This window comes from Streptomyces sp. ALI-76-A (assembly GCF_030287445.1).
Classification (GTDB): Bacteria; Actinomycetota; Actinomycetes; order Streptomycetales; family Streptomycetaceae; genus Streptomyces.
Map to the genome: position 1 here is coordinate 4539966 of NZ_JASVWB010000002.1, position 20044 is coordinate 4560009.

The window sequence follows — 20044 nt, forward strand, 5'->3', positions numbered from 1 at the left end:
CCCTGAGCCCTTCCGGTACGACCGTACGATGGACGGGGTCCAGTGCCGTATCGAGGAGGATGACCGTGGCCGACGAGCTCACCCCGGCAGCGTCAGGTCCCGCTGTCACCGCAGCGGGCCCGGAAGAGCCTGAAGAGCCGATCAAGCAGCGGAAGAACGGTCTGTACCCGGGCGTGTCCGACGAACTGGCCGAGAACATGAAGTCCGGCTGGGCCGACACGGAGCTGCGTGACCTGGAGCCGATCGCGCAGGCCGCCGAGACCGCCGCCCGCCGGGCCGCGCTCTCCGCGCGGTTCCCCGGCGAGCGTCTGGTCATCCCGGCGGGCCACCTGAAGACCCGCTCGAACGACACCGAGTACCCCTTCCGGGCGTCGGTCGAGTACGCCTACCTCACCGGCAACCAGACCGAGGACGGCGTCCTGGTCCTGGAGCCCACGGCCGACGGCCACCGGGCGACGATCTACCTCCTGCCGCGCTCCGACCGCGAGAACGGCGAGTTCTGGCTCTCCGGCCAGGGCGAGCTGTGGGTCGGCCGCCGCCACTCCCTCACCGAGGCCGAGAAGCTGTACGGCCTGCCCGCCTCCGACGTGCGCGAACTGGCGGACGCGCTGCGCGAGGCCACCGGCCCGGTGCGGGTCGTGCGCGGGTACGACGCCGGCGTCGAGGCCGCGCTGACCGACAAGGTCACCGCCGAGCGCGACGAGGAACTGCGGGTCTTCCTGTCCGAGGCGCGGCTGGTCAAGGACGAGTTCGAGATCGGTGAGCTGCAGAAGGCGGTCGACTCGACCGTGCGCGGCTTCGAGGACGTGGTGAAGGTCCTCGACAGGGCCGAGGCCACCTCCGAGCGGTACATCGAGGGCACGTTCTACCTCCGCGCGCGCGTGGAGGGCAACGACATCGGCTACGGCACCATCGCCGCCGCCGGCCCGCACGCCTGCACGCTGCACTGGGTGCGCAACGACGGACCCGTGCGCTCCGGTGAGCTGCTGCTGCTCGACGCGGGCGTGGAGACACACACGTACTACACCGCCGACGTCACGCGCACCCTCCCGATCGACGGCCGGTTCAGCGCGATCCAGAAGAAGATCTACGACGCCGTGTTCGACGCCCAGGAGGCCGGTATCGCGGCCGTGCAGCCGGGCGCGAAGTACCGGGACTTCCATGACGCGGCCCAGCGGGTGCTGACCGAGCGGCTCGTCGAGTGGGGGCTGGTCGAGGGGCCGGTGGAGCGGGTTCTGGAGCTGGGGCTCCAGCGGCGGTGGACGCTGCACGGGACCGGGCACATGCTCGGCATGGACGTGCACGACTGCGCGGCCGCGCGGACCGAGTCGTACGTGGAGGGCGTGCTGGAGCCGGGAATGGTGCTCACCGTCGAGCCCGGCCTGTACTTCCAGGCAGACGACCTGACGGTGCCGGAGGAGTACCGGGGCATCGGCGTGCGGATCGAGGACGACATCCTCGTGACGGCCGAGGGGAACCGGAACCTGTCGGCCGGGCTGCCGCGACGCTCCGACGAGGTCGAGGACTGGATGGCGGCGCTCAAGGGAGCCTAGACCCGGCCTGGACGTGAAGCGCCCGCGCCTCGATGGGCCGGACCAGGCGTCCGGGTGTCGCGACGATGTCCACGGGGGGCTCGGCTTCGCGCCGAGCCCCTTGGCCACGGGCCGGTTCCCACGCTGCCCCTGGCTCCCAGCCGCTCCTCGGGCTGCCCGTCCGGTGAGCCCCTCCGCGCTCCGGGCGCGTCCAGGAACGGTGCCCCTGCGAGCAGTCCCGCGCTCGCCGAGGGCTGCACGCGCGCGTGCAGGTCGGTGTCGACGGCGTGCAGTGCGCACTCCGAGGAGGCCTCGGGCGCCGCTGAGGGAGCTACACCGCCATCAGCGGCGCGTCCTTCTTCCACTTCAGGATCTTGTCGAAGCTGACCACCGCGCCGCGCCGGCCGGGCTTGTTGCCGATGTGGACATGGTCGGCGAGTTCCTCGATGAGACACAGGCCCCGGCCGTTCTCTGCTCCGCTCGGGGCGGGCTCGACGGCCTGGGCGCGGGCGAAACCGGGGCCCGAGTCGGCGACCTCGATGCGGCACTTCTCGCCGTCGAGGTAGGCGGTGACCCGGTACGCCCCCGAAGAGTCGCCGTACGTGGTGTCGCCGCCGTGTTCGACGGCGTTCGCGCAGGCCTCGCTGAGGGCGACGGAGAGGTCGTACGAGACGTCGGGATCGACACCGGCGGTCTCCATGGTGCCGAGCAGGAGGCGCCGGGCGAGCGGCACGCTCGCGGCTTCGCGCCGCAGATGCAGTGACCACCAGATGCTCATGCTCCAGCCTCCTGGCTGCGGCTCGACATACCGTTACGTATTGCCGCGAGTGCCGCGGTATAAGCACACAGTTGACGTGATGCCGCCCATACGGGGGATGTGCCGGCGGTGGCGATCGGTGTATGTGGGGCAGCTCGTGGCACAGGTGACCTTCCGGTCGTACTGCCCGTACGTCATCTTGCGGACCTGCTGTATGGCGTCCATAAGGCCAGTGCGATGATGAGGCCGCCATGAGTGCCCCCCACCCGCGCACGGCGCGCTCCGGAGGAGATCTCCGGGTTCTGCGGGCCGCGGTGTTCGCCGCGGTCTGCGTCGTGCTGGCCGCGGCGGGTCACGCCCTCGCCTCCTGCGCCGCGGTCCCGCTGTGGACACTGGGCGCGGGATTCCTGGGGGCCGTCCTGGTCGTGGCGCCGCTCGCCGGACGCGAGCGCTCGCTGCCCGGGATCGCCGCGCTGCTCGCGGTGGGCCAGACCGCACTGCACGTGCTCTTCGGACTGGGGCAGCACGGGACGGTCGCCGGTACGGCCGCGACGACGCGGGCCCCGGGGTCGATGGCACCGGTGTCCGACGCCTCGCTGGTCGAGCAGGCCGCGCGCCTCGTGTGCGGCACCACGGCCGCGGCGCTCAGCCCCGCCCAGGCCCACCGGATCCTCGTCGACGCCCGGATCCGCCCGGGCACGGCCCCCGGCACCGGTACGGGCGCCGCCCACCATCCGGCGGACGCCATGTCCTCCGACGCCGGATCCTCCCTGTCGCTGCTGCCGTCCCTGCCGATGCTGCTGGGCCACGTCCTCGCGGCCCTCGCCGCCGGCTGGCTGCTGCGCCGCGGGGACTTGGCACTGCTGCGGCTCGTCGACCTGTCCACCGTGTCGGCGCACTCGGTCGCCGAGGGCGCTCTCGTACGGTCCCTGCGCGGGGCGCTCGCGCTGGTGCGCGCCCTTCGCGCCGGGCTGCCGGGCCTGCCGCAGGACGGTCCGCTTCCGCCGCGCACCGCGCTGTGCGCCCCGCCGGAACCCCGGACCAGCGCACTCCAGCACACGGTGATCAGGCGCGGTCCGCCCGCCGCCGCGGTCGTCCTCGCCGCCTGACACGACGCGACCCGCCCGCTCCACCTCCGTGGGGAAGGGCCGCCGTCGTGCGGCACGCGCGCGTGCCCATGCTCCCGGCCGTCGGCCTGGACCGGCGATCACCGGCGCGGCTCACCGGCCGTTCCCGCTGATCGCTTCCGCCGCGCACGCGTACCCCTCCTCACCACCGGAATCACCGGCATCACCGGAACCCACTGAAGTGGAGTGCTCTGCATGAAGGCTTCTCGTCTCGCCACCGCCGGCGCCCTCGCCGCCTCGGCCGTCGTCGTACTGTCCTCACCCGCGTTCGCGCATGTCGGCGTGCAGCCCGAGGGGACGGCCGCCAAGGGCGGTTACGCCGTCATCGACTTCAAGGTCCCCAACGAGCGCGACAACGCCTCCACCACCAAGCTGGAGGTCACCTTCCCGGCCGACCAGCCGCTGGCGTCGGTCATGCCGGAGCCGGTGCCCGGCTGGGACATCAAGGTCACCAAGTCCAAGCTCGCCAAGCCCGTCGAGGCACACGGCAAGCAGCTCACCGAGGCCGTCACCAAGGTCACCTGGACCGCCGACGGCAAGGGCATCGCACCCGGCTTCTTCGAGAAGTTCCCCGTCTCCGTCGGCGCGCTGCCCGAGAACGCCGACCAGATGGTCTTCAAGGCGATCCAGACGTACTCCAACAAGGAGGTCGTGCGCTGGATCGAGGAGCAGAAGGAAGGCGAGGAGGAGCCCGAGACGCCGGCTCCCGTGCTCACGCTGTCCGCCGCCGAGGACGACCACCACGGCGCCTCGGCGACCGATGACGCCTCCTCCGACGAGACGGCGGCGGACACCGAGAACGCCTCCGCCGAGACCGCGGCCCCGGCCGACACCAGTGACACCACCGCCCGCGTCCTCGCCGTGGTCGGCATCGTCGTCGGCGCACTGGGCGTCGCCTACGGCGTACTCGCCGGCCGCCGGCGCACCAACGCCTGAGATCACTCATCCGCTCGCACACCGAGGTCGTCCGACGCTCGTCGGACCACGCCCACGACCCCGGTGCGCGTCGGGCCATCACATCTGGGACATTTCTCTATGCGCAAGAAGACGTTCGCCGCGGCCGCGCTGATCGCCGCCGCCACCCTGACCCTCTCCGCCTGCGGCAGCGGTGACGACAGCGGCTCCCCCGTATCGGTGGTGTCCGAGGAGGCGGGGTCGGACAAGGCCGTCACCGTTCTCGACCAGCCGTTCGAGAAGCCGGACCTGGTGCTCACCGACACCCGGGGCAAGAAGTACGACCTCCGCGCGCAGACCGCGGGCAAGCCGACCCTGGTCTACTTCGGCTACACCCACTGCCCCGACGTCTGCCCGCTGACCATGAACAACATCGCCGTCGCCAAGAAGCAGCTGCCCAAGTCGGAACAGGACGAGCTGCGTGTGGTGTTCGTGACGACCGACCCGGAGCGGGACACCTCCGCCGAGCTCGGCAAGTGGCTCAAGGGCATCGACGCCGAGTTCGTCGGCCTGACCGGCGACTTCCCCACCATCCAGGCCGGCGCCCGCACCCTCGGCATCTCCATCGACCCGACGAGCAAGGACAAGAACGGCAAGCTCGTCTCGGTGCACGGCACCCAGGTCGTCGCCTTCTCCCCGAAGACCGACGCGGGCTATCTGCTGTACGGCGAGGACGCCACGGTCGACGACTACACCAAGGACCTCCCCAGGATCGTCAAGGGTGAGAAGCCGTGAGGCGTCCCTCCGGGCCGGCCCTCGGGTCGGCCGGGGCCCTGGCCCTGCTCCTGGTCCTGGCCGGGTGCGGCTCGGACTCCGGCTCCGGCGGCGAGGGCGGCCTGTCCGTCTCCGGCGCCTACGTCCCGCAACCGGTCTCCGCCGACATGGCGGCCGGTTTCCTGACGATCGTCAACGACAGCGGTACGAAGGACGAGCTGACCTCGGTCACCAGTGACGAGGCCGGCGAGGTCACCGTGCACGAGACGGTCGGCGGCGCGATGGAGGAGGCCACCCGGCTCCCCGTGCCCGCACACGGCCGGCTCGTGCTCAGGAGCGGCGGCAGCCATCTGATGTTCGAGAACCTGAAGCGCATGCCGAAGCAGGGCCAGACCATCTCGGTCGAACTGCACTTCGCCGAGTCCGACCCGGTCGCCGTCACGATGCCGGTGAAGCCGGCGACGTACACCCCGACGACCGGACACTGACGGAGGGACCCCCTTGACGCCGACCATCGCGCCCCGCGTCCGGACGCTGGTGCTGCTGCTCCTGGCCGCGACCGGGCTGCTTCTCGCCACGGCCGCGCCGGCCTCCGCGCACGCCGCGCTGACCGGCAGCGACCCCCAGCAGGGGGTGGTGGTCGACAAGGCGCCCGCCCAGGTCTCGCTGACCTTCTCCGAGCAGGTCTCGGCGTCCGCCGACTCGCTGCGCGTGCTCGACCCCAAGGGCAAGCCGGTACAGAGCGGCAAGCCGTCCAACGTGAGCGGCACGACCTACGCGGTACGGCTGCACAGCGGCCTGCCCGACGGCACGTACACCGTCAGCTACCAGGTGGTCTCCGCGGACAGCCACCCCGTCTCCGGTGCCTTCACCTTCTCCATCGGCTCCCCCTCCGCCACCTCCGTCTCGGTGTCCGGGGAGACCGCGGGCGGCGGGGTCGTCGGCTGGCTGTACGGGTTCGGCCGCTACCTGTCGTACGCCGGCTTCGTCGTGCTGACCGGTGGCGCCGCCTTCGTGCTCGCCTGCTGGCAGCGCGGTTGCGGGGTGCGGGCCGTGCAGCGGCTCGTGGTCTCCGGCTGGCTCGCGCTCACCTTCGCCACGCTCCTGCTGCTGCTCCTGCGCGGCTCCTACACCGGCTCCGGGAAGGCCGGCGACGTCTTCGACCTGGATCTGCTCGGCCAGGTGCTCCAGACCAAGACGGGCGCGGCGCTGGTGTCCCGGCTGCTGCTGCTCGCCGCGGCGGCCCTGTTCATCGCGGTGCTCTTCGGGGCGTACGAGAAGCGGGAGGCCGAGGAGAAGCGGGACCTGACCTTCGGGCTCGCGACCGGCGGGACGGTCGTGGCCGCCGGGCTCGCCGCGAGCTGGGCGATGTCCGAGCACGCCTCCGTGGGCCTCCAGGCGGGTATCGCGATGCCTGTCGACGTCGTCCACCTGCTGGCCGTGGCGGCCTGGCTCGGCGGGCTCACCACCCTGCTCGTCGCCCTGTACCGGGCGCCCTCGGACACGCCCGTCGACGCGGCCGCCGTCCGCCGGTTCTCGGCCGTCGCCTTCGGCAGTGTGGTGGCGCTGGTGCTGACCGGGACCTACCAGTCCTGGCGCCAACTCGGCTCCTGGTCGGCGTTCACCGACACCCGGTACGGACAGTTGCTGCTGGTCAAGATCGGGCTCGTGGTGCTGCTGGTCGGCGTCGCGTTCCTGTCCCGGCGGTGGACGGCACGGCTGGCCGACACGGTGGTCCAGCGGGCGAAGCCGCAGAAGCAGCGCGTCCCGGCCACCGCCGCCACGGCGGACGCCAAGGGGTCCGGTGGTTCCGAGCGGGCCGCCCAGCTCGCCCGGCAGCGGGCCGCGGTGGACGCGGCGAAGCGGAAGCAGGCCCGGGACGCCGACCCGAACCGGTTCGGGCTGCGCCGCTCGGTGCTCGCCGAGGCCGGGGTGGCCGTCGTACTGCTCGCCGTCACCACCGTGCTGACGCAGACCGAGCCCGGGCGCACGGAGGAGGAGGCCAAGGCGGCCGCCTCGTCGTCGTCCTCCTCGAGCTCGGCGTCCGGCGCGCTGACCCTGGACATGACGTTCGACACGGGCGGCGAGGACGGCAAGGGGGTCGTGACGGTCGACTTCGACCCCGCGCGCGTGGGCGGCAACGAGATGCACGTCTACGTCCAGCGGCCCAACGGACGCGCCTTCGACATCCCCGAGGTGAAGATCGCCTTCACCCTGGAGTCCAAGGACATCGGGCCGCTGCCCGTCGTCCCCGACCACATCACCACCGGTCACTGGTCGGCGAACGGGGTGCAGATCCCCATGGCGGGCGACTGGACGGTCGCGGTGACCGTGCGGACCTCCGACATCGACCAGACGACCGTCTCCAAGAACGCGCAGATCGGCTGAACCACCATGCCTGACCAGTCCATTCCGGAGGCCCGGACTCCCGCGCCGCAGACGGGGCCCGTCGAACCGGCCGTCGAACCGGCCCCCACGGCGGCCGGTCTCACACGGCGGAAGCTGCTCGGGACCGCGGGCACCACCGGGCTCGTCCTCGGTGCGGCCGGCGGAGCCGTGGGCTACACGGCCCAGCCGTCCCAGGCCGCCCCGCTCACCTCGCTGGGCACCGCCCAGGTGATGTTTCACGGGAAACATCAGTCCGGGATCACCCAGGGCCTCCAGGCCCGCGGCCACCTCGTCGCCTTCGACCTGGCGCCGGGAGCGGGCCGCAAGGAGGCCGCCGCGCTGCTGCGCCGCTGGTCGCGGACGGCCACGCGGCTGATGGCGGGCGAGGCTGCGCCCCACGAGGACACGGACGTGGCCCGGGACGCCGGCCCGTCCGCGCTGACGATCACCTTCGGCTTCGGCCACGGCTTCTTCGGCAGGACGGGTCTGGAGAAGCAGCGCCCGGTCGCCCTGGACCCGCTGCCCGACTTCTCCTCGGACCACCTCGACAGGAAGCGCAGCGACGGCGACCTGTGGGTACAGATCGGTGCCAACGACGCGCTGGTCGCCTTCCACGCCCTACGCGCGATCCAGAAGGACGCGGGCAGCGCGGCGCGGCTGCGCTGGCAGATGAACGGCTTCAACCGCTCGCCGGGTGCCACCTCCCATCCCATGACGGCCCGGAACCTGATGGGCCAGATGGACGGCACCCGCAACCCGAAACCGAGCGAGCCCGACTTCGGCCGGCGCGTCTTCGTACCCGAGTCCGGCACGCCCGCGTGGATGGCGAACGGCTCCTACGCCGTCGTACGCCGTATCCGCATGCTCCTCGACGACTGGGAGCAGCTCCCGGTCGCGGCCCAGGAGAGCGTCATCGGGCGCCGCAAGTCCGACGGGGCGGCCCTGTCCGGGGGCACCGAGACGACCGAGATGGACCTGGAGAAGACCGACGCCCAGGGCAACCTGGTCGTCCCGATCAACGCGCACGCCCGCATCACGCGCCCCGACCAGAACGGGGGTGCGGCGATGCTGCGGCGCCCGTTCTCGTACCACGACGGCTTCGACGCGGACGGTGTGCCGGACGCGGGCCTGCTGTTCGTCTGCTGGCAGGCGGATCCGCTGCGCGGCTTCGTCCCGGTGCAGCGCAAGCTCGACCGGGGCGACGCCCTGTCGCAGTTCATCCGCCATGAGGCGAGCGGCCTGTTCGCGGTGCCGGGCGGGGCGGCGGAGGGGGAGTACGTGGGGCAGCGGCTGCTGGAGGGGTGAGTTCACCCCTGGGAGGGACGGGGCAGGAAGGTTACGCCGGGTTCGGCAAGGCCTATTAGGGTGAGGTCATGCCAGCGAGCTACGGATATCTCGGTCCTGAGGGCACGTTCACCGAAGTCGCCCTGCGTACGCTTCCGGAGACGGCGACGCGGGAGCTGATTCCGTATGTGTCGGTGCAGTCGGCGCTGGACGCGGTCCGCGGCGGCGAGACCGAGGCCGCGTTCGTGCCGATCGAGAACTCCGTCGAGGGCGGCATCACGACGACCCTCGACGAGCTGGTCGCGGGCGAACCGCTGATGATCTACCGCGAGGTGCTGCTGTCGATCACCTTCGCGCTGCTCGTCCGGCCGGGCACCCAGCTGTCCGACATCAAGACCGTCTCCGCGCATCCGGCCGCCCAGCCCCAGGTGCGCAACTGGCTGAGGAAGCACCTCCCGGACGCCCACTGGGAGTCCGCCGCCTCGAACGCGGACGCCGCCCGCCTCGTCCAGGCAGGTCAGTACGACGCCGCCTTCGCGGGCGAGTTCGCGGCCGCCCGGTACGGCCTCACCGCGCTGGAGACCGGGATCCACGACGCGGAGAACGCCCAGACGCGGTTCGTGCTCGTCGGCCGGCCCGCCCGGCCCGCCGCGCCGTCCGGCGCCGACAAGACGTCCGTCGTGCTGTGGCAGCGTGACGACCACCCCGGTGGTCTGCGCGACCTGCTGGGCGAGTTCGCGACCCGTGGCATCAACCTGATGCTGTTGCAGTCCCGGCCCACCGGCGAGGGCATCGGCAACTACTGCTTCTGCATCGACGCCGAGGGCCACATCTCCGACCGCCGGGTCGCCGAGGCGCTGATGGGGCTCAAGCGGATCTGCCTCCAGGTGCGCTTCCTCGGCTCGTACCCGCGGGCCGACGTGGGGGTGGAGGGCGTGCGCCCGCTGCTGAAGGGGACCTCCGACCAGGAGTTCGTCGCGGCGTCGGACTGGGTGGCGCGCTGCCAGGACGGACGTTTCTAACCCGTTTCGGACTGCTCCTACCTGCATATGTTAGTTATCCACAGGAGTTATCCACAGGTGGGCTTCTCGACCTGGGGACAAGTCGACAACGAAACGCCATCCAGTCGACAAATCGCCCTACAGGCCCTCAGTTCGTCCACAGAGGTGCAGGTCACCCCTCGTCCACCTGTCTCCTTGGATCAATCCTTTGGAGCGACCCATTTCCACCCGAAAGTGGGTGGCAAGCTGGCCCGACGCAGGAATTGCCCGCCCGGAACGCCCCGTTCGGAATGATCACTTCCAACATCCACAGATCTTTCGCACACCCTGTGGATAACTTTTCCGAGCTGTGGATTCCTGTGGACGAGCCCGGCCCCAAGTCCCGCCCGAGGCAAGGGAATCGAACCGACGGGCCGCCCGCCACCTACCCCATACCAGGGATCTGTGCACCTTTTAGTGACACATGGAGCAATTCCCTCATAACGGAGCGTAAGCGACGATTCGCCGCTCCCGGGAATAGCGAGTCGTGGGCCGTCACCCCGCACCGGTAGCCTTGAGCGCGTGATTGACCTTCGCCTGCTCCGTGAGGACCCCGACCGTGTGCGCGCGTCCCAGCGCGCCCGTGGAGAGGACGTCGCGCTCGTCGACTCCCTCCTGTCCGCCGACGAACGGCGCAGGTCGTCCGGCGTCCGCTTCGACGAGCTGCGTGCCGAGCAGAAGGCACTCGGCAAGCTCATTCCCAAGGCCTCCGGAGACGAGAAGGCCGAGCTGCTGAAGAAGGCGAGCCAGCTGGCCGCCGACGTGAAGGCCGCCGACGCCGAGCGCGACGCGGCCGACACCGAGACCCAGGAACTTGCCCTGCGGCTCAGCAACCTCGTGCACCCCGAGGTGCCCGTGGGCGGCGAGGAGGACTTCGTCACGCTGGAGACGCACGGCACGATCCGCGACTTCGGCGCCGAGGGCTTCGAGCCCAAGGACCACCTGGAACTCGGCACGACCCTCGGCGCGATCGACGTCGAGCGCGGCGCGAAGGTCTCCGGTTCCCGCTTCTACTTCCTGACCGGTGTGGGCGCCCTGCTGGAACTCGCCCTGGTCAACGCGGCGATCGCGCAGGCCACGGCGGCCGGCTTCACGCCGATGCTGACGCCCGCGCTGGTCCGCCCGCAGTCGATGGCCGGGACCGGCTTCCTCGGCCAGGCGGCCCAGGACGTCTACCACCTCGACAAGGACGACCTCTACCTGGTCGGCACGTCCGAGGTCGCGCTCGCGGCGTACCACATGGACGAGATCATCGACGCCGACCGGCTGCCGCTGCGGTACGCGGGCTTCTCGCCCTGCTTCCGCCGCGAGGCCGGCTCGCACGGCAAGGACACCCGGGGCATCTTCCGCGTCCACCAGTTCGACAAGGTCGAGATGTTCTCCTACGTCGACCCGGCGGACTCGCAGGCCGAGCACCAGCGCCTGCTGGAGTGGGAGAAGCAGTGGCTGACGTCGCTGGAGCTGCCGTTCCGGGTCATCGACGTCGCCTCCGGAGACCTCGGCTCCTCGGCCGCCCGCAAGTTCGACTGCGAGGCGTGGATCCCGACCCAGGGCAAGTACCGCGAGCTGACCTCGACCTCGGACTGCACCGAGTACCAGTCCCGCCGCCTGTCGATCCGCTTCCGGGACGGCAAGCAGGTCAAGCCGCTGGCGACGCTGAACGGCACGCTGTGCGCCGTGCCGCGCACGATCGTGGCGATCCTGGAGAACCACCAGCAGGCCGACGGCTCCGTGCGTGTGCCCGAGGCGCTGCGTCCGTACCTGGGCGGCCGTGAGGTCCTGGAACCGGTCGCCAAGTGAGTACGTCCGCCGCTGGGGGGTTTCCCTACCGCCTGGTCGCGACCGACCTGGACGGAACGCTCCTGCGCTCCGACGAGTCGGTCTCGCGGCGCACCCGTGAGGCGCTCGCCGCGGCCACCGCGGCGGGCGCCGCCCACATCGTCGTCACCGGCCGCGCGGCCCCGTGGACCCGGCACATCCTCGACGACCTCGGGTACGACGGCCTCGCGGTCTGCGGCCAGGGCGCGCAGGTGTACCACGCCGGCGAACACCGCCTGCTGACGTCGGTGACCCTGGACCGACAGCTGGCCGCGGTGGCGCTGGCCAAGATCGAGGCGGAGGTCGGCCCGCTGTACCTCGCGGCGAGCCGGGACGGCCTGGACGGCGAGGTGCTGGTCGGCCCCGGTTACGCGGTCACCGGCAAGCTCCCCTCGACGCCCTTCACGGACGCGTCCGACCTCTGGACCGCTCCGCTGAACAAGATCTACATCCAGCATCCGACACTGACGGACGACGAGTTGGCCGAGGCGTCCCGCCGGGCGGCGGGCGGCTTCGTCACCGTGGCGATGGCCGGGGAGGGGATCGTCGAGCTGCTTCCGCTGGGGTTGTCGAAGGCCACGGGCCTGTCGCTGGCGGCCCGCCGGCTCGGGATGAAGGCCGCCGACACCATCGCCTTCGGCGACATGCCCAACGACATCCCGATGTTCGCCTGGGCCTCCCACGGCGTGGCCATGGCCAACGCCCACCAGGAGCTGACGGCGGTGGCCGACGAGGTGACGTCCTCCAACGAGGAGGACGGGATCGCGGTGGTGCTGGAGCGGTTGCTGGGCTGAGCCGTGGTGTTCCCGCGAGGCCCGGAACACCGGGGTCTGCGGGCCGGGAACACGCCGGGGTCCCGCGGGACGGGAACACGCCGGTCTTGCGGAGGATGCACGGATCGAACGTGCGCGGGGTCGCCCCCGACCACGACTTGCTTCTGACGCACAGCGCAAGCCGGTGCCTTGCCACTCGGCCAATCCTCCGGGTGGGCGGCCTCACGTGAGCGCGGTGCGCCACGTGCTCGAAGCGGCCGCCCCGGGCAGCTCCCGGTGGGGCGGACTCGACGGAGGAGCGAACTACTCCGGAGTGCGCCGCGGGCTGCCCTGCGGGGAGCTCGACGGACTGCCGTGCATGGACATCGTCGACCTCCTCCCCAGTGCGTGGCGCCGGCTCGACCCGGCGTCCTGGACACCTCCACTGTGCCCGCACGCCGTGTGCGGCGCCACCGATTAACCGGGGGCCCCGCACTGCTCACCGCCGCCGGCCGGCCCTCAGCGCCGCCGCCACCTGCGCCGGCGCTTGCTGAAGAACCATCCCGCCGGCGGCTCGTCGGACCGCCACGGCTGTGGCTCGGGCTTCTCCTCGCGCCAGCGCTCGGCGAGCATCCGGGCCCGCGCGGACGGCTCGGCCGTGTCGGCGGAGCGTATGAACTCCTCGTCCAGGACGAGATCGTCCCAGACCTCGTCCCCGGCCCGTGCGCGATCGTCATGCTCCGGCGTCTCGCCCGCCATCCCCGGTCCTCCCCACCGTGCGCCCTTGCCCGCCCCGCCCGTCCCCTTCGCCCAGTGTGCCCGGGCCGGGGTGAAGCCCCTGTCAATAAGCGGGGCGTCTACTCCTCGCCCGCGAGCGTCAGCGTCCGCAGCTTCTGTCCCGCGTACCAGGTGGCGAGGACGGTGACGGAGACCAGCAGGACGGTGGCCGTCACCAGTCCGACGTCCGAGGTCACCAGGTCGCCGCCGGCCACCTTGTGGGCCACGGCCAGCGACCACTGCTGGACGCTGAGCGTGCGTGCCCCGGCCACCAGGGAGCCGAACAGGGCCTCCCACACCAGTGCGTAGACGAGCCCGAACACCACCGCGTGCCGGGACACCGTGCCGAGCAGCAGGAAGAGTGCCGCGTAGGCGATGGAGGCGACCAGGGCCGCCACCGTGTAGGCGACGGCGATCTGCTGGCCGTTGCCGTTCAGGATGAAGCCCGCGATCAGTGTCGGCACCGCCGAGAACACCATCGTCACGGCGATCGCGACGATCAGCTTGGTGAAGATGATCGTCGGCCGCTTGATGGGCTTGGACAGCAGATAGACCACGGAACCGTCGTCGATCTCCGGGCCGATCGCGCCCGTGCCCGCGATGACGCCGATGATCGGCACCATGGTGGCGAGGGCGAATCCGCCCAGCAGGTCGGACGCCGTCTGGTCGTCGGCGCCGGCGAGGGCGCGCACCACGAGCGAGATGGCGATCAGCAGCAGCGGCAGCGCGCCGAGGATGAGGGCCCGGCGCCGGCCGAGCAGGGCCCGGTAGGTGAGCCGGGCGACTGTGGGGTCGTACATGGTGTGTGGCCTCCTACGCCGCGACGAGATACGAGAAGACGGACTCGAGGGACTCGTCCGACGGCGAGACCGTGAGCAGCCGGATGCCGTGGTCCCTGGCGACCCTCGGCAGCAGGACCGTGAACCGGCCGAAGTCGACGGCCTGGATGCGCAGTACGCCCTCCGCGAGGTCGACCTCGATGCCGGACGTCGACGGGTCGGCGATCAGCGCGGCCGCGAGGGCGCGGTCGTCGCTGGAGCGCACCAGGTAGCGGTGGGGGCGGTCGGTCATCAGGCGGCGGATCTTGCGGAAGTCACCGCTGGCCGCGTGCCGGCCGGCCACCACGACCTCGATGTGCCAGGCGAGTTGCTCGACCTCCTCGAGGATGTGCGACGAGAAGAGCACTGTGCGGCCCTCGTCGCCCATGCGCCTCAGCAGGTCCATGAGCTGCATCCGCTGGCGTGGGTCCATGCCGTTGAAGGGCTCGTCCAGCAGCAGCAGCGACGGGTCGTGCACGAGCGCGCTGGCCATCTTCACGCGCTGCCGCATGCCCTTGGAGTAGGTGGAGATCTTGCGGTCCTGCGCGTACTCCATCTCGACCGTGGCCAGCGCCCGCTGTGCGGCCTTGGGGCCCAGGCCGTGCAACTCGGCGTTGGCGACGACGAACTCACGTCCGGTGAGGAAGTCGTACATCGCCTCCCGCTCGGGGACGATGCCGATCTTCTTGTAGATCTGCTCGTTGCGCCACACCTGCTCCCCGTCGAGGGTGACGGTGCCGGTGGAGGGGGCGAGGAAGCCGCCCATCATGTTGATGAGGGTGGACTTTCCGGCGCCGTTGGGGCCCAGCAGGCCGGTGACGCCGGGGCCGATGGTCATGGTGATGTCGTTGACGGCGACCACGTTGCCGAACCAGCGCGAGACGTGGTCGATGTTGAGCGTGGTCACAGTCCGACCTTTCGGTAGCGGCGCATCAGGAGGCCGTAACAGGCGGCGATCAGGCCGAGGGTGACGAGGACGTACACCACGCCCTCCCCGTTCGTCGGGCCGACCGCTCCGGGGAACGCCGAACTCGCGCCGAGGAACGCGGACTGCACCCCGTCGATGAGCGTGATGGGCGAGAACAGGCCGATCCAGGCGATGGACCCGGTGCTGCCCTGGGCGTCGGCGATGGCCTGGAGGGTGGAGACGGCGCCGTAGGTGATGGTCAGCACGGCGATCACGGCCGCGATGCCGAAGCCGCGGCGCGGGGTGACGGCGGCGATGACCAGGCCGAGACCGGCGAAGAGCAGGGAGAGCAGTGCCACGGAGACCAGCCCCTGTGCGAATCCCTTGGTCTGGTCCGCGAAGTCGAGCTTCGCCAGCAGGGCACCCACATAGAGCACCAGCAGCGGGGCGGCGGTGAGCATGAACAGCGCCGAGGCCAGCGCCGCGTACTTGGCGCGCACGTAGTCCGCGGTCTCGATGGGCCGCGAGAAGTACAGCGGTACGGTCTTGAAGCGCAGGTCGCGGGAGACGGACTGGGGTGCCTGCGAGGCGACGTACAGGCTGATGACGGCCTGCATGATGATCGCGTACCGCGTGTAGTCGACGGGCAGGTCCTTCGCCTTGGTGGCGACGGCGACGGCGACCATGATGGCGGCGGGTACGCACATCACCACGAAGAGCAGCATCGGCAGCACCTTGGACTTGACCGAGCGGCCGAGGCCGTAGGCGCCGCGCAGGGACTGCGAGTAGAGGGAGCGGCGGGCGTAGGCGCGGCCCAGGCGCGGGCCGTCGTAGGCGCGGTAGCCGATGTTGTGGATGCGGGTCTGGTCACCCGAGGGAGTGACCGGTGTCCGTGTGGGCTGCTCAACCGCCATGGCCGACCGCCTCCTTCCGCTCTGCGTCACGCTGTTCGTCGCTGTCGTTGAAGACCTCGGAGATGTGGTGCCGGCGCTGCTCCATGCGCACCAGTCCGAGACCGAGGTCGGCGACCACGTCACGCACCAGGTCGTACGTCTCCTCGCCCTGCGCGGTGAGCAGCAGCACATGGCCCGCGCCCGGCAGACCGCCGCCGCTGTCGACGACGTCCATCCCGCGCGCGTGCAGCGCCTCGCGCACCGCGCGGGTGCCGTCCGGGTGCTCGTCGGTGTCGGTGACCTCGATCGCGAGGGTCGTCGTGGTCTGGGTGAAGTCGGTGGTGGAGCTGGAGCGCAGGAGCTTGCCGCCGTCGACGACGACCACGTGGTCGCAGGTGCGCTCCAGCTCGCCCAGCAGGTGGGAGGTGACCAGGACCGAGATCCCGAAGTCGGTGTGGATGCGGCGGATCAGCCCGAGCATCTCGTCGCGACCGACCGGGTCGAGGCCGTTGGTCGGCTCGTCCAGGAAGACCAGCTGCGGGTCGTGGACGAGCGCCTGGGCCAGCTTCACGCGCTGCTTCATGCCGGTGGAGTAGCCGCCGATGGGGCGGTAGCGCTCCTCGTACAGCCCCACGTGGCGCAGGGTGTCCGCGGTGCGCTCGCGGGCGGCGGCGGGCGGCAGGCCGGACATGCGCGCCATGTGGACGACGAACTCGGTGGCCGAGACGTCGGGCGGCAGGCAGTCGTGCTCCGGCATGTAGCCGACCCGCTCACGGATGGCGGCACCCTTGGTGGCGACATCGAGGCCGAGCACCTCGGCGCGGCCCTCGGTGGCGGGGGACAGACCCAGCAGGATCTTGATCAGTGTGGACTTGCCGGCTCCATTGGCTCCGACGAGTCCGGTCACACCGGGCCCGACGTCCACGGAGAGCCGGTCAAGCGCGGTCACCCGGGGGTACCGCTTGCTCAGCTTTTCGGTCGCGATCACAGTCACGTCTTAGACCGTAGTGACGAGGAGCACGCCGGTCGTCACTCCGCAGAGCTGTCTTGACATCAGACTGGAGTCGTACGGGGCCCTAGGGGTCCCCCTGAGGTCGAACAACGCCGGGGCCGTCATCCACATCCGCCCGGTTGTCCACAGCGCCGTGTGGGCCTGTTGACGTGATCTCCCACGACTGTCACATTCGCCGGTGTGACCTGACGAGCACGTAGCGCGGTCGGCGAGCACGAAGCGCGGCCGGCGAGCACGTAGCGCGGTCGGCGTGAGACCGGCGTACACCGTGAGGCCTGCGTGAACAGGGGCCCGGTGGGGAACCGGCTGACGGTCGAACTGGCGGAGGGGAAGTGGCGGGCATGGCGCAGGACGGGCTGCGGGGCGCGCGGGAGCGCCGGGTACGGACCGGCGGGGTCGAGCTGTCCGTCGCCGAGCTGGGTGACCCCTCGGCGCCGACGGTCGTCCTGGTGCACGGTTACCCGGACAGCAAGGAGGTGTGGTCCGAGGTCGCGTCCCGGCTGGCCGAGCGCTTCCACGTCGTCCTGTACGACGTCCGCGGCCACGGCCGGTCAACGGCGCCGCGGCCGCTGCGCGGCGGGTTCACGCTGGAGAAGCTCACGGACGACTTCCTGGCCGTCGCCGACGCGGTCAGCCCGGAGCGGCCGGTGCACCTGGTGGGGCACGACTGGGGCTCGGTGCAGGCCTGGGAGTTCGTCACGGTCCGGCGCACCGAGGGCCGTATCGCCTCCTTCACCTCCCTGTCCGGGCCGTCCCTCGACCACCTCGGCCACTGGATCAACAAGCGCATCAGGCACCCGACTCCGCGCCGGGTCGGCCAACTGCTGGGCCAGGGCGCCAAGTCCTGGTACGTGTACCTGCTGCACACTCCCGTACTCCCCGAACTGGCCTGGCGCGGCCCCCTCGGCAAGCGCTGGCCGCGCGTCCTGGAGCGCGTGGAGAAGGTCTCGGGCGGTGACTACCCGACCTCGTCGCTGCCCACGGACGCGGCGCACGGGGCGTGGCTGTACCGGGACAACGTCCGTCCCCGGCTGCGTCGCCCGCGTACGGACGCGTACGCGCACGTGCCGGTGCAGCTCATCACGCCCCTCGGGGACGCGTTCCTGTCGGAGCGGCTCTACGACGAACTCGAGCGGTGGGCCCCGCGGTTGACCCGGCGCACGCTCTCGGCCAGGCACTGGGTCCCGCGCACCCGTCCTGACCAACTGGCCTCCTGGGTCACGGAGTTCGTGGAGTCCGTGGAGAGCGGGAGCCTCCCGAGGAAGGCGAAGGGGCGGTACGCCGATCGGTTCGGCGGGCAGCTCGTGCTGGTCACCGGCGCGGGCAGCGGCATCGGCCGGGCCACGGCGCTCGCGTTCGCCGAGGCCGGCGCGCGTGTGGTCGCCGTCGACCGGAACGCGGAGGCCGCGGCGCGCACCGCCGAGCTGTCCCGGCTGAGCGGCGCGCCCGAGACCCGGGCCGAGACGGTCGACGTCTCCGACGAGCAGGCCATGGAGAAGCTCGCCGCGAAGGTCGCCGCCGAGTACGGCGTGGTGGACGTCCTGGTGAACAACGCCGGCATCGGCCTGTCCGGGTCCTTCTTCGACACCACCCCGGAGGACTGGAAGAAGGTCCTGGACGTCAACCTGTGGGGCGTGATCCACGGTTGCCGGCTGTTCGGGAGGCAGATGGCGGAGCGCGGGCAGGGCGGGCACATCGTCAACGTCGCCTCGGCGGCGGCGTATCAACCCTCCAAGGCGCTGCCCGCCTACAGCGCTTCCAAGGCGGCGGTGCTGATGCTGAGCCAGTGCCTGCGCGCGGAGTTGGCCGACCGGGAGGTCGGGGTGACGGCGGTGTGCCCCGGCTTCGTCAACACCAGCATCACCTCGACCGCGCACTTCGCCGGGGTCGACGGCGAGGAGGAGAAGCGGCTCCAGAAGCGGACCGCCCGCCTGTACCGGCTGCGCAACTACCCGCCGGAGAAGGTCGCCGGGGCAATCCTGCGGGCGGTCGTGCGGGATGAGGCGGTGGTCCCGGTGACGCCCGAAGCTCGCGGCGCCTACCTGATGTCCCGCTTCTCGCCGAGGGCAGTGCGGGCGATCGCCCGGCTGAAGGCGCCGGTTTGAACCACTTCCGTGTGAGACCAGACCTCCTTGTTCAGGTGAGTTGAGAGGCTGATCGAGCAACTCGCTTCTAGCGCTCTGGAGTTCACCACTGACCGACTCGCCCTCGTTCGTCACTGCGCCGGAGAGCACCGTGCGAGCGACGCGGACGCGGACGCGGCCGTGACGGCGGGGTGCGTCCGGCGCCTGTGACTCCTCGCCCAGCGCACGGTGGACGTGAACTGGCGGTCTTCACGAGCTTGTTCGTGCCTCGCAACCAGCGGTTCCCCCTCGCTGGGCGAGAGCCCTGACACGTCGACGCCCGAAGCGTTTTCCCTCGCCCACGTTCTGCTGGTGCGGGCGGTGAAAGGCGGGTTGGTGTGAGGCAGGCGCATGGGGCCGGCCGCTCAGACTGGCCAACGGGCGGTGCGGGCACGTGCCTTGGTGTGGCACATGACAAGTCACATACCACCAGCCGATCTTGATCAAATCGCTTGAATCCAAGGGCAGTTGTCCACAGAATCGCCAATTCCCCTGTGGATAACCGCACTTGGCTGTGGATCAAACATCGACGGCAAAATCATTCGCGTGATTCACGTCTCTCCCGGCACGCTGATGGGATGAACGAAAGAGCGAGCGACGAGAGACGCACCGTGAAGGTGTCGAAGTATCTCTCGAAGCACCTGAGGCACCAGCCGGAGCGGATCGGGCTCACCCTCGACGAGGGCGGCTGGGTCGAGATCGACACCCTGATCGACGCGGCGGCCACCCATGGGTTCCGGTTCACGCGCGAGGAACTGGACCACGTGGTCGCCGCCAATGACAAGCAGCGCTTCGCGATCGACGGCACGCGGATCCGTGCCAGCCAGGGCCACAGTGTGCAGGTCGACCTGGGACTGGCCCCCGCGACCCCGCCGCCGTACCTCTACCACGGGACCGTGGCCCGCCACCTGGACGCCATCCGCGCGGAGGGACTGCGCCCGATGGACCGGCACGACGTGCACCTCTCACCCGACCGGGAGACGGCCACACGCGTCGGCGCCCGCCGAGGCCGGCCCGTGGTGCTGTCGGTGGACTCGGGTGCCATGCACCGTGACGGCCATGTCTTCCACGTCAGCGCCAACGGAGTGTGGCTCACCCGGGCCGTATCCCCGCACTACCTGCGATTCCCCGAGCGGCACTGACCCCTC

Annotated in this window: 19 protein-coding genes and 1 tRNA gene; 13 read left to right on the plus strand and 7 right to left on the minus strand. The window is 70.9% G+C overall.

Annotated features, from left to right (window positions below; translation table 11 throughout):
• The first annotated feature begins 59 nt into the window (after positions 1-59).
• Positions 60-1553: an aminopeptidase P family protein gene (locus QQS16_RS21230; RefSeq protein ID WP_286063409.1), complete on the plus strand. Its 1494-nt coding sequence runs from the start codon at positions 60-62 to the stop codon at positions 1551-1553.
• Between the two features lie 310 nt (positions 1554-1863).
• On the opposite strand, the gene QQS16_RS21235 is transcribed toward QQS16_RS21230, so the two are convergent.
• Positions 1864-2310, minus strand: a complete 447-nt coding sequence (locus QQS16_RS21235) for an ATP-binding protein (protein WP_286063410.1) — start codon at positions 2308-2310, stop codon at positions 1864-1866.
• Between the two features lie 230 nt (positions 2311-2540).
• Here QQS16_RS21235 and QQS16_RS21240 point away from each other — a divergent pair, with 230 nt between their 5' ends.
• From QQS16_RS21240 to QQS16_RS21280, 9 genes are all read left to right on the plus strand, one after another.
• Positions 2541-3398, plus strand: coding sequence for a hypothetical protein (locus tag QQS16_RS21240; RefSeq protein ID WP_286063411.1), 858 nt, complete (start codon positions 2541-2543; stop codon positions 3396-3398).
• 213 nt (positions 3399-3611) lie between these two features.
• A complete protein-coding gene (locus QQS16_RS21245; protein WP_286063412.1) occupies positions 3612-4352 on the plus strand; it encodes a YcnI family copper-binding membrane protein in 741 nt (246 codons plus the stop codon).
• 99 nt (positions 4353-4451) lie between these two features.
• Complete coding sequence (locus QQS16_RS21250; RefSeq protein ID WP_286063413.1) at positions 4452-5105, plus strand: SCO family protein; 654 nt, start codon at positions 4452-4454, stop codon at positions 5103-5105.
• Positions 5102-5572 carry a copper chaperone PCu(A)C gene (locus tag QQS16_RS21255; protein WP_286063414.1) on the plus strand — a complete coding sequence of 157 codons (471 nt, stop codon included), beginning with the start codon at positions 5102-5104 and terminating at the stop codon, positions 5570-5572. The genes QQS16_RS21250 and QQS16_RS21255 overlap by 4 nt, the downstream gene beginning before the upstream one ends.
• A 13-nt stretch (positions 5573-5585) precedes the next feature.
• Entirely contained in the window at positions 5586-7472 is a 1887-nt protein-coding gene (locus QQS16_RS21260) for a copper resistance CopC/CopD family protein (protein ID WP_286063416.1), read from the plus strand.
• A 6-nt stretch (positions 7473-7478) separates the two neighbouring features.
• Positions 7479-8777 (plus strand): iron uptake transporter deferrochelatase/peroxidase subunit, encoded by a 1299-nt coding sequence (gene efeB / locus QQS16_RS21265; protein ID WP_286063417.1) that lies wholly within the window; start codon positions 7479-7481, stop codon positions 8775-8777.
• Between the two features lie 68 nt (positions 8778-8845).
• Positions 8846-9778 (plus strand): prephenate dehydratase, encoded by a 933-nt coding sequence (gene pheA / locus QQS16_RS21270; RefSeq protein ID WP_286063418.1) that lies wholly within the window; start codon positions 8846-8848, stop codon positions 9776-9778.
• A 540-nt stretch (positions 9779-10318) separates the two neighbouring features.
• Positions 10319-11596 carry a serine--tRNA ligase gene (serS, locus tag QQS16_RS21275; protein ID WP_286063419.1) on the plus strand — a complete coding sequence of 426 codons (1278 nt, stop codon included), beginning with the start codon at positions 10319-10321 and terminating at the stop codon, positions 11594-11596.
• The gene (locus tag QQS16_RS21280; RefSeq protein ID WP_286063420.1) at positions 11593-12408 is read left to right on the plus strand and encodes an HAD family hydrolase; all 816 of its coding nucleotides are present in this window, start codon (positions 11593-11595) and stop codon (positions 12406-12408) included. Before serS ends, QQS16_RS21280 begins: the two co-directional genes overlap by 4 nt.
• A gap of 89 nt (positions 12409-12497) precedes the next feature.
• Here QQS16_RS21280 and QQS16_RS21285 read toward each other — a convergent pair.
• Positions 12498-12597 (minus strand) — tRNA-OTHER (locus QQS16_RS21285).
• 16 nt (positions 12598-12613) lie between these two features.
• On the opposite strand from QQS16_RS21285, the gene QQS16_RS21290 reads away from it, so the two are divergent.
• Complete coding sequence (locus QQS16_RS21290; RefSeq protein WP_286063421.1) at positions 12614-12847, plus strand: hypothetical protein; 234 nt, start codon at positions 12614-12616, stop codon at positions 12845-12847.
• Between the two features lie 38 nt (positions 12848-12885).
• On the opposite strand, the gene QQS16_RS21295 is transcribed toward QQS16_RS21290, so the two are convergent.
• The 5 genes from QQS16_RS21295 to QQS16_RS21315 form a co-directional block, all read right to left on the minus strand.
• Positions 12886-13125: an SGM_3592 family protein gene (locus QQS16_RS21295; protein WP_286063422.1), complete on the minus strand. Its 240-nt coding sequence runs from the start codon at positions 13123-13125 to the stop codon at positions 12886-12888.
• Between the two features lie 98 nt (positions 13126-13223).
• Complete coding sequence (locus tag QQS16_RS21300) at positions 13224-13943, minus strand: ABC transporter permease subunit (protein WP_286063423.1); 720 nt, start codon at positions 13941-13943, stop codon at positions 13224-13226.
• A gap of 13 nt (positions 13944-13956) precedes the next feature.
• Positions 13957-14868 (minus strand): ABC transporter ATP-binding protein, encoded by a 912-nt coding sequence (locus tag QQS16_RS21305; protein ID WP_286063424.1) that lies wholly within the window; start codon positions 14866-14868, stop codon positions 13957-13959.
• Positions 14865-15782: an ABC transporter permease gene (locus QQS16_RS21310; protein ID WP_286063425.1), complete on the minus strand. Its 918-nt coding sequence runs from the start codon at positions 15780-15782 to the stop codon at positions 14865-14867. Before QQS16_RS21310 ends, QQS16_RS21305 begins: the two co-directional genes overlap by 4 nt.
• The gene (locus tag QQS16_RS21315) at positions 15772-16749 is read right to left on the minus strand and encodes an ABC transporter ATP-binding protein (RefSeq protein ID WP_502963919.1); all 978 of its coding nucleotides are present in this window, start codon (positions 16747-16749) and stop codon (positions 15772-15774) included. Before QQS16_RS21315 ends, QQS16_RS21310 begins: the two co-directional genes overlap by 11 nt.
• A 365-nt stretch (positions 16750-17114) precedes the next feature.
• Here QQS16_RS21315 and QQS16_RS21320 point away from each other — a divergent pair, with 365 nt between their 5' ends.
• Positions 17115-18878 carry an SDR family oxidoreductase gene (locus QQS16_RS21320; RefSeq protein WP_286063427.1) on the plus strand — a complete coding sequence of 588 codons (1764 nt, stop codon included), beginning with the start codon at positions 17115-17117 and terminating at the stop codon, positions 18876-18878.
• A 596-nt stretch (positions 18879-19474) separates the two neighbouring features.
• Positions 19475-20038, plus strand: coding sequence for an RNA 2'-phosphotransferase (locus tag QQS16_RS21325; protein ID WP_286063428.1), 564 nt, complete (start codon positions 19475-19477; stop codon positions 20036-20038).
• Positions 20039-20044 lie beyond the last annotated feature (6 nt).